Genomic DNA, 1977 nt, shown 5'->3' with positions numbered 1-1977 from the left:
CCAGTCTCTGACACCGTGAAACCGTGAGTTATCGACCCTACCCCGACGCAGTCTTGCGTTCAACAAGGCACCATATCTTCTTGAACCTCTCCTAACAGCTCCTCTATCGTCGTGAGCACATCCACTACCATGAGCTAACTACGAGAACGAGTATCATATAGATGACTGGCGATTCGCAAAATACCCTGTGAGACGAAGTTTCTATATTTAGCACATCCCCAGAAACCTATCATCTCTTGAGGATCTCAACAGGGCCGCTTAACCAACAAAACCGCCCTTATCTACCCCTGTTGGTTAACGTCTGAGAGTACGAATTCCTCTGTGATGGGTCTTTATACACCGATCTGTTGGTTAGAAATCATCAGTGGGTATAACACTCGAGATGATGTTTTAATCCTCGAACAATAGACACGGACGATCAACGGTGCAACCTCTCGACTGCGTGCTGATAGGCCCACGGACCGGCACTCGGCGAGCGAAGGGCTTTGTCCGGTGACACCGAAGCGCACCACATGAGCAGAGCCGTTTCCGTCGCCACGGCGTTTCTCGTCGGTGTCTGTGTGTTTGTATGGCTCGCAGGGCCAGTGCTGGAGGCTCAATTCGGTGCTGAGGCGTTGTTGGCCGCCTACGGGGCCGTGGCCGCTGGAACTGCGGCCACAACGTACGTACTCGTCCGTCGGGTCGACGCCCGGCTTTCGGGAGGAGGGACTAGCGGAGACGAACCGACAATCTCCGACGAGGTCGACACGACCGACAACGATGGGCGGAACGCGAATGCTGGCGAGGACGAGACGCTGACCGTCCGGCTCGACAATCTGGACGATCTCGACGTGGAACGGGAGGTTCGACAGCTGAAGGCCGAACGCTCCGGCGGCGACGAGGACTGACGCGCTGTTCATCGACCCACTACGAGACGCTCGATACCACTACGTGAAACGCTTCGGTATCGAGACGAGCTATCGACTCTCCAAACAAAGTATTGCGACGACCTCGACACAAAATCCGGTCGTACGGCTGCTGTACGTCGTGGTGAGCTTGTTTTTATAGAACGTCTGGCGGTATTTACACTGGGAGTACGTGGCGACGCCCCGCCGTGGGGGGCGTCGCCTCTGGAAGTGGTCGTTCAAGGAGTTCATCAATATGATTCAACGGGCAGCGTGGACGGCCCTCGCGACGCGTCGGGCCGTCCCCGCAAATCGATCACCAGACGATCGGTTTACTCGCTAATCTCCGACCGGGCTAGCCTTCGCCAGGAGTGGCAACGCTGTCGCGTCGGCGGCAGCCGCCGCCGACAGCGACAGCTCTCCGTCGGTTCGTCGACGATCTTCTCGTCAAGACCACCCAGCACAACCGCTCCGCCACAGAACTCAGGCTTCAGAAACAGCTAGCCGAGGATGTTTTGTGAGGTACTGATAGTAGTCATTCACAGCCATTAGATCCGCTGAAGTCTTATTCTTCAAATGGTCTTGTATTAATAGCACAACAATAATACTTGTTGAGTCACACTAATATAATGTGTCTACACCGACTCAACAGGCGCCGGCGGGGAGTTCTGGGATAAACTCGCTATCAACACTTGAGCAAGTCGTACTTATTCTGTTAGGCATCACAGCCGCAACACACCTGTATGCTGGTGTTGTAGAGGGAGCGCCGCCGGTACTTCTTGCTGGTTTTGGCTTCATCGGGGGAATGCTCCTGTACACACGGGGTGTCCGTCGCCATGGTCTCGCTATCGCCGCGATTCCGTATACAGCTGTCCAGATCCCACTGTGGTATATCGCCAAGGCGGGGAACTTCACTCTCGTCGGGTATGTCGATAAAATCGTTCAGATTGTGCTTGTTGTGGCGCTTGTCGCTCTTGTCTTCCGACAACGCGACGCATGAGCCACTTAAGCTGGTGTTAAGTTAGATACCCTATTGCACGCTCAAAATTAATTCGACAGACGGCACAGACTGACCTAAATTTCAGTCATCACC

General features: G+C 54.6%; 2 protein-coding genes and 1 pseudogene. All 3 read left to right on the top strand.

Annotation, left to right across the window (positions count from 1 at the left end; genetic code table 11):
* The first annotated feature begins 512 nt into the window (after positions 1-512).
* The 3 genes and pseudogenes from N5096_RS03820 (at position 513) to N5096_RS03810 (ending at position 1884) form a co-directional block, all read left to right on the top strand.
* Positions 513-887: a hypothetical protein gene (locus N5096_RS03820; protein WP_267663005.1), complete on the top strand. Its 375-nt coding sequence runs from the start codon at positions 513-515 to the stop codon at positions 885-887.
* Positions 886-1227 (top strand): annotated as a pseudogene (locus N5096_RS03815) (ISH3 family transposase); the annotation flags it as partial. The gene N5096_RS03820 and the pseudogene N5096_RS03815, both read left to right, overlap by 2 nt.
* A gap of 288 nt (positions 1228-1515) precedes the next feature.
* Positions 1516-1884, top strand: a complete 369-nt coding sequence (locus N5096_RS03810; protein WP_267663004.1) for a hypothetical protein — start codon at positions 1516-1518, stop codon at positions 1882-1884.
* Positions 1885-1977 lie beyond the last annotated feature (93 nt).

Origin of the sequence: Halorubrum yunnanense, from assembly GCF_026586675.1 — an archaeon.
In the GTDB taxonomy this organism is placed as follows: domain Archaea; phylum Halobacteriota; class Halobacteria; order Halobacteriales; family Haloferacaceae; genus Halorubrum; species Halorubrum yunnanense.
Note: the sequence above shows the minus strand (reverse complement) of the source record. Positions and strands in the feature narration are given on the sequence as shown.

What these genes read in the sequence shown, in the direction of transcription:
- N5096_RS03820 (WP_267663005.1), top strand. Translation starts at nt 513, where the DNA reads ATGAGCAGAGCCGTTTCCGTCGCCACGGCGTTTCTCGTCGGTGTCTGT.